General features: G+C 52.9%; 4 protein-coding genes and 1 tRNA gene. 1 reads left to right on the top strand and 4 read right to left on the bottom strand.

Going from position 1 to position 7293, the window contains the following annotated elements; all coding sequences use genetic code 11:
• Positions 1-71: 71 nt before the first annotated feature.
• A tRNA-Leu gene (locus D1841_RS10260) sits at positions 72-158 on the bottom strand.
• 608 nt (positions 159-766) lie between these two features.
• Positions 767-2674, bottom strand: a complete 1908-nt coding sequence (locus tag D1841_RS10255) for a cadherin-like beta sandwich domain-containing protein (protein ID WP_161879981.1) — start codon at positions 2672-2674, stop codon at positions 767-769.
• A 244-nt stretch (positions 2675-2918) separates the two neighbouring features.
• Between D1841_RS10255 and D1841_RS10250 the strand changes: the two genes are divergently transcribed.
• Positions 2919-3347, top strand: coding sequence for a GNAT family N-acetyltransferase (locus D1841_RS10250; protein ID WP_160642920.1), 429 nt, complete (start codon positions 2919-2921; stop codon positions 3345-3347).
• Positions 3348-3705: 358 nt separating this feature from the next.
• Here D1841_RS10250 and D1841_RS10245 read toward each other — a convergent pair whose 3' ends face one another.
• Together D1841_RS10245 and D1841_RS10240 are read right to left on the bottom strand one after the other, a co-directional pair.
• Complete coding sequence (locus tag D1841_RS10245) at positions 3706-4077, bottom strand: hypothetical protein (RefSeq protein WP_160642919.1); 372 nt, start codon at positions 4075-4077, stop codon at positions 3706-3708.
• 256 nt (positions 4078-4333) lie between these two features.
• Positions 4334-6898, bottom strand: coding sequence for a GAF domain-containing hybrid sensor histidine kinase/response regulator (locus D1841_RS10240; RefSeq protein WP_160642918.1), 2565 nt, complete (start codon positions 6896-6898; stop codon positions 4334-4336).
• Between the last annotated feature and the right edge of the window lie 395 nt (positions 6899-7293).

The following is a 7293-nucleotide window of genomic DNA, read 5'->3' as shown; positions in this document are numbered from 1 at the left end:
GATTACAAGGCTTTTTCATAGGCAAAATTAAAAAGTCCTCAGCCGATTGTATCATCGACTGAGGACTTTCGTGGTGCCGGTGGCCGGACTCGAACCGGCACGGTATCGCTACCAATGGATTTTGAGTCCATCACGTCTGCCAATTCCATCACACCGGCATCTATTAAGTCCCAACCCCTGATTAAATTGCCAAAAGCCTCATAAAATCAAGGGTTTATGCTAAAGCAATAATGAAACAGAAATACTGTATTATATTGCCGCCATCAAGCAGCTTCTATTATACCTGACACACGAAAGAAAATCAAGGCCTTTTTGCAAAAATAGTTACTCTGCAAGCATTACAATAATACGCGCAGAACGCATGGTTTGCACAGCCCTAAAAGGGCATAGTGCCAGTTGCCTCTCAAGAGGTACTAAAAAGATTCGCCAGTGCAACGACTGCTATCCGTAAATGGGCCAAGCCCTGTTTCTCTATTGACTGCATCTATGTCCTGCACATGTTATCTGTCAACTCGCTTCGCTCAATGCTTTATGCTATAGTAAACACACTTTTAAATTGGTATTTACCGATTTTAAAGTCAGGCGGCTTTACCGCCTGGTTCAAAAGAGGTCACCTCTTTTGAACTGTGTTAACTATAAAGCTTTTTATCCCCCCGGCTTAGCCGATAATTCTTTGCGCTAAAGAGATAGACGAAAAGCCCGGGGCGGAAAAAATCCGCCTCAGGCTTTTTTGCATTTCCGGTGTTCTTTTGCGCTGCCTGCCGTTCTATTTCTTGTCCTTCCCGGCCTTCTCTTTCTTTTGAAAAATCCAGCGGGAAACCGGTCCGGAAACATACAGCAGGACAAGGAAAGCTGCCAGCGCCAGGGTGTACGCAAGGGATCTGTCCTGGTTTTCCACCAGTATTTCCGGCAGGGCGGCCTCCTGCCCTTCCTCTCCTTCTACAGGCACCGGCACGCTGGTGGGGTATGGGCCATCCTCACCCTCCCGGGGCGGGGACGGGGAGGGTGCCGGGCTTTGCCCAGGGGAGGGAGAAAGCTTTCCTGAAGCGCTGCTGCTTTCCCTTTCTTCCCTGTGTACAGTAACGCTATATACCTGCTTAGTTTTTCCGTCTGCCGCCGTTACGGTAAAGAGGAACTCCGTGTCACTGCCTCCGGCCCCTAAATTCTTCCGGTTTACCCGGCAGGAAGCCCCTGGGGCAGGCTGGGTCTGGAAGGTGACCGCTGTAACGGAAAAGGGCACTGTCATGGTGTAACGGAGCTTGTCAGAGGAAAAGGCCTGATCCAACTGCCCTGTTTCCGGGACAAGGGACAGCAGCAGCGCTTCCCCTGTCCCGCTTTCCAGATTGTCCTCCTTTTCCTGCCGGTAGACAGTAACCCGGTACACCTGCTTTGTTTTCCCGTCTGCCGCTGTCACCGTAATTTGAAACTCCGTTTCGCTGCCCCCAGCCCCCAGGTTTTTCCGGTTCACCCGGCAGGAAGCCCCTTCTGCCGGGGTTGCCGTAAAAGTGAGGGTTTTCACCTCATAGGGCACTGTCATGGTATAGAAGAGCCTGTCCGGGGAAAAAGCCTGTTCCAGCTTCCCTGTGTCAGGGGCAAGCTCCAAGAGGGACGCTTCCCCGCTTAAAGGCTCCTTTTCCTGCCGGTAGGCAGTAACCCGGTACACCTGCTTTGTTTTCCCGTCTGCCGCTGTCACCGTAATTTGAAACTCTGTTTCGCTGCCCCCGGCCCCCAGGTTTTTCCGGTTCACCCGGCAGGAAGCCCCTTCCGCCGGGGTTGCCGTAAAAGTGAGGGTTTTTACCTCATAGGGCACTGTCATGGTATAGGAGAGCCTGTCCGGGGAAAAGGTCTGCTCCAGCTTCCCTGTGTCAGGGGCAAGCTCCAAGAGGGACGCTTCCCCGCTTAAAGGCTCCTTTTCCTGCCGGTAGACTGTAACCCGGTACACCTGCTTTGTTTTCCCGTCTGCCGCTGTCACCGTAATTTGAAACTCTGTTTCGCTGCCCCCGGCCCCCAGGTTTTTCCGGTTCACCCGGCAGGAAGCCCCCTCCGCCGGAGTTGCCGTAAAAGTGAGGGTTTTCACCTCATAGGGCACTGTCATGGTATAAAAAAACTGTTCTGGGGAAAAGGGCTGATCCAAAGCCCCCTGGGAAGGGGCCAAATCCAACAAAGCGGCTGTGGAACTGACAGGCCCCAGGACAGCAAAGGGCAAAGCCTCCTCCCTGTCCGGGCATAGAGGCTCTCCCTGAGGGGAATAGACCTGGGCTGTCCGCAGCCGGAAATCCCCGTCCCCCTCCGGCGCGCCCTCCCGCACCTGGAAACGGCACTTCAGAACCTCTCCGGCATCCCCGTAGGCTGTGTCCGCCGTTTTCTGGGTGTAGACTGCGGCTGCCTGCCCATCCCCCACTGTATCATCAAGGGTGTAATGCCCCCGCAGCCCCTCGCCCAGGCTCACTTTCTGGCAGGCCAGACGCTGGGAATCAAAATCTACCCAAAAAACAAAAGACCCTAAAGGGCCTAAGCTTCCATCATAGTATACTGTTAGATCAACCGTACTGCCGCCCCGGCCCTCTTTTGCAGAGAGCGTCCCGCGAAAGGCACACTCCTCCTGGGCAGCGGCAGGCAGGGAAAAGAGCAACAGGAGCAAAGCCAAAAACAGGCCGGGTAACCAGCGTCTCATATAGCCGCGCCCCTTTCCCCTCAATTTGTACTGTAATAATATGATAAATTATACCATTCTTCCCGAAGGAAAGCAATTAAGTCTGCCGGAATGTGAAATTTCTTCCCAAAGATGGCCATCTGCCAGGACTGAACCTGAGAAATCCGCAGTCTCTCTTGTGGAAACCCTTTGAAAATGCTATACTTTTCTTACTTCCCGGGCACTGCGCCCTATACCCAAAATAGGATTGAGAAGGAGGCTCTTTATGCCTATCACTATCCGGTTTGCCCAGCCAAAAGATGCGCCCCAGCTTTTGCGCCTGAATGAGGCCTTCAACGGCCCTGGGGATCAGACGCCAGAGGGCATCCGGGCTGCCCTGGAGGCTCCCGGCCCTGAACAGGTTTTCGTGGCAGAAGCAGAAGAAAGCGGGGCTTTAATCGGCTTTTGCTGCTGTCTGCTCAAGCGTTCCTTCTGCTACCAGGAGCCTTCTGGGGAGATCACGGAATTTTTTGTGGATCCCGCCTGGCGCAGGCAGGGGGCAGGCCGCGCCCTGCTGGAATCCGCCGTCAAGTTCTGTGAGGGCCAACGCGCTTCCGAGCTTACCCTCCTCACCGGGGACGATAATTTCACAGCCCAGGCCTTTTATAAAAGCCTGGGCTTCAGCCCTACCGGAGAGCTGCACATGGCTTTATAAGCAGCGCGCTTTTGTTCTTACGGCCCCGCTCAAGAAGCGCCAGTCAAATCCCACGAAGAGGACGGGAGCCTTTTCCCGCCAATGATAGGGCAAGGTTTTATATATCTGCTCTCAAAAACGGTGTTCTATTGCAGAACAGAAAAGCAGAGAACACATCACTAATGAAAGCGATGTGTTCTCTGCTTTTGTCTGCACTCTGTTTATCAGCGTTGATAATAAGTTGCCGCGAATACTTCCTTATCACAGTAAAGCCATAACGTATTGCTATTTGCCGGGATTATGAAAAGATAGTTCAGAAATTTGCTCAAGGTTTTATCATACATATAACAGAGGATAGCCAAGATTTTTGCTGGATTTTTTAGAATAAAAACGTGATGGCACAGACCAAAAGGTTCAGCAGGCCCGCACCAACGCAGACAAGGGGAGCGGTACGCACTTCCTTTGCATCTCTTGTTTGCTTGGGTTCCTTTTCCCCAGCGAGGCTGGGATTGATAGAATTCTGGACAGCATTCTGATTGGGATGGCCAAAGGCAGGTACATATTTTGTGCCTTTCCCGCCCCGGGTAATCATCAGCAGGCCCAGAAGGAATAAAACCAGCCCAAGAAAGAAGCTGCTGTCCTGCAGGCTCAGTCCGATAATATGGGCAACGTCGCCTAACAGCCAGAAAATCAGTAAAAGTCCTGCGCCTCCTGCAGCGCCAATGCCTATGCGTTTTAGCCGGGGTTTCATGGCTGTGCCTCCTTGCGGGAAATCTGATTTATAATAAAATCATGATACCAAATTTTCAAAAAGATGTCAAGAACTGTGCCAGAAGGGGAATGTCCGGCGCGGTATATCATTAAGCTACCAAAGAACAGATTGGCTCTTTGGGCTGTGCCCTTTCTCGGGTTTGCATTCCAGTAGTTTTATAATTTCGGGACAAATCTTGAAATCTCTCGAATGGCAGCCAAGAACACTTGGTTGCCATCTTCCTCCTCCCACTTTGTCAGCCTTTCAGCCGGCTCATGGCCTGGAACATTTTCCGGAGATCCACCGGCTTTGCCAGGTGCTCATCCATCCCGGCGTCCTTTGCCATTGCAATATCCTCGTCGAAAGCGTTGGCGGACAGCGCTATGATGGGCACAGTTTCCGCATCGCTCCTGCCCAGGCTGCGGATCACCCGCGCCGCCTCATATCCGCTCATGACCGGCATCATCAAATCCATGAGCACGCAGTCGAAGGCCTCCGGCTCAGACCCTGCAAACGCGTCCACAGCGGCTTTTCCGTTGTTGGCAGTTACAACCTCCACGCCTGCGTCCCGGAGAATATACTCCACAATCTCACAGTTGATCTCATTGTCCTCCACCAGAAGCACACGCATCCCGGCAATATTCTCCGGCATACTCCAGTTCTCGTCTGCGGACGCTCCATTTCCCGCCTCGTCGGCCCGGACAGGAAGCGTGATCTGAACCACGCTCCCCTTGCCAACCTGGCTGTCTATCTTCACCGTCCCCTTCATCTGATCGACCAGCTTCTTTACGATAGACATGCCAAGCCCTACGCCGTTATAGTTGGTTCTCGCGCCCTGATGCTCCTGTGTGAACGGCTCAAAAATATGCTTCTTGAAATCTTCTCCAATGCCGATTCCAGTGTCCTCAATAACAAACCGGCAGTTTGCCGTCCCGTCGTGGAAGGAGGTTTCCTCAGCCCGGACGAAAACAGAGCCATAGGGCCGGTTATACCGCAGCGCATTGTCGATAACATTGGTCATAATTTGTTTCAAATGCAGCGGATTTCCGATGACCCTGCTGTGCCGCAGCCCGGAATCCTCCAGCTCCAGCCGGATTTCCCGCTCCTCTGCCAGGGGAGACAGAATCATAATGCAGTCTTCCAGCGCCTCGTGAAGGTCAAAAGGCTCTTCCACTGCCGCTGGCCTTCCGCTCTCCAGCTTGCTGACCTGCAAAACGTCGTTCACCAGGGACAGCAAATGCTCTGTTGACACGCGGATCTTCTTCCGGCATTCCTGCTGCTTTTGGGCATCGTGCTGGCTTTTTTCCAGAATAGCCAGCATGCCCAGAATCCCGTTGATAGGCGTGCGGAGATCATGGGACATGTGGGAGAGGAATTCGCTTTTTGCCGAGTTCGCCTGCCTCACCCGCTCCAGAAGCTCCATGATGGACTGCTCCTGCTTCTTCCTCGTCACCATAGTCTCCGTGATGTCCTGGTGGTATCCGTTCAGGCTGACGCCGGGCTTTTTGAAGGTTTTGTCCGGCACGCCGCCGCAGCGGACATAGATCTTCCCAAGCTTTGGATGGTTCCAGGGATAAACCACTTCAGAACGCCCGCTTTTCAGCATCTCCCGCACCGCTTCCTCCACCATCTCTACATAATCCGGATCAACGCCTTCAAACCAGTGCCGGTAGCACGCCTCCGGCTCAATTTCCTCTGGCACGCCCAGGAGAATCCGCATGGTTCTGTCCGCATACATTCTGGGCGGGCAGCCGTCTTCCAGCTCTATAGTCCAGATGCCCGTCCGTGCTCCTTCCAGAATGTCCTCCAGGCTCTGCCTTGCCTCCAGCTTGTACTTCTCCTCCTGCTCTACAAGGGCATTCACATCCCGCTGGGCGAAAATGGCGCAGTTTTCCGCCGTTGTGTCCTCAGTGGCGGAAAAATGAATCTCCAGGTGCTTCAGCCCGGAAGAACAGTCCTCTACCTGGTATCGAACCGAAAACTTTTTCTTGGCCTTAAGCCGGGCCAGCACATAGCCTTTGTCTGTCACAGCGCGAAGCCGGTCCCGATCCCGGGGAACCACATAGGTGGAAATATACCGCTCCATTGCCGCCGCATAGCCGTCCTGGAAATTAACCGCCCAATCCACTTCCAGTTGCCCGCTGTTGCGGTAAACCTCGCATTCGCCTGTGTCGAAATTCACCTTATATATGCCAAGATAGTCCATGCTAAGGGCGTGAAACACGTTATAGCTCCGCTTTTGCAGCTCCCGAACCAGATTCCGCCGTTTCAGGGAGGATACGATAAAGTATGCCGCGGTCTGGAGCATATTCGACGCATACTCCAGCGACCTTACAGGAGGGTTGTCCACGCCGTAAAAGCCAATGAGTTTTTTGCCGTCATACAGGGGAACCACCACAAGGGAATGTACGCCCTGCCTCTTCAGGTTTTCATACTGAAGCGATTCTGTCTCCCGGATATCCTCCAGGCTTCCAATGACAATGTGCTTGCCAACGCGGAACTTCCGGTACCAGCTTGCGCACACCTCCGGAGGGACGTTTTGGAGGCTGTCTTTTTCTGGCTCCACCCCCTCGGCCACCCATTCATAAGTATTATCATCGCAGCCAGACTCGTTCTGCTCGAATATATAGGTCCGTTCCCCGCTCAGCGCATTCCCCAGATGCTCCAGCAACACCTGCAGCGACTGATCCGGCGTCTCCTCCAGCAGGGCCACGCGCAGGCCCTCGTTGATAACAGCTTCCAAATTCTGAACGCTTCGCATGCCGCTGTGCTGCTCGTGAGCCTCCAAAGCCCGTTCCAACAGCTCCCCTGAATAATCCATATATGCCTGCCCTCCGTATTAAACGATTCCCAGTCCGCGCTTCCCCAGCACATTTCCAAAAATATGCCGAAACGCTTTTCCCAAAAATAAATTGCTATCTCACAATGCTGGTATCGTTTTCTGTTGTCCTCACAAATCCACCGAAAAATCTATGTTATAATACCATGTTCCGCCTGACCATGTCAATAATATGCAGCAGAAAACAGCCTTCAGCAGCTCTAATAATCCAGTATAGAGGCAGTATAAAATTCAGCTTACGGCGGACAAACGGTGCTGCTGCCAAAAGCAGGATAACAAAAAGCAAGGAGAACTGTTTTCACAAGTTTTTCTGCATAGTCACTACATGAGTCTCCTGAAAGGCAGGCGTAAAACCACACGAAGGTTCAAAACACAGC

The sequence above is a fragment of the Neglectibacter sp. X4 genome (assembly GCF_009917365.1).
Lineage (GTDB): Bacteria > Bacillota > Clostridia > Oscillospirales > Acutalibacteraceae > Acutalibacter.
The sequence above is the reverse complement of the archived record's forward strand: the minus strand, read 5'-3'. Positions and strand labels throughout refer to the sequence as shown.

Bases quoted from the DNA above. Each gene is read 5' to 3' on its own strand.
- D1841_RS10250 (WP_160642920.1), top strand. From the start codon at position 2,919: ATGCCTATCACTATCCGGTTTGCCCAGCCAAAAGATGCGCCCCAGCTT.
- D1841_RS10255 (WP_161879981.1), bottom strand. From the start codon at position 2,674: ATGAGACGCTGGTTACCCGGCCTGTTTTTGGCTTTGCTCCTGTTGCTC.
- D1841_RS10245 (WP_160642919.1), bottom strand. From the start codon at position 4,077: ATGAAACCCCGGCTAAAACGCATAGGCATTGGCGCTGCAGGAGGCGCA.
- D1841_RS10240 (WP_160642918.1), bottom strand. From the start codon at position 6,898: ATGGATTATTCAGGGGAGCTGTTGGAACGGGCTTTGGAGGCTCACGAG.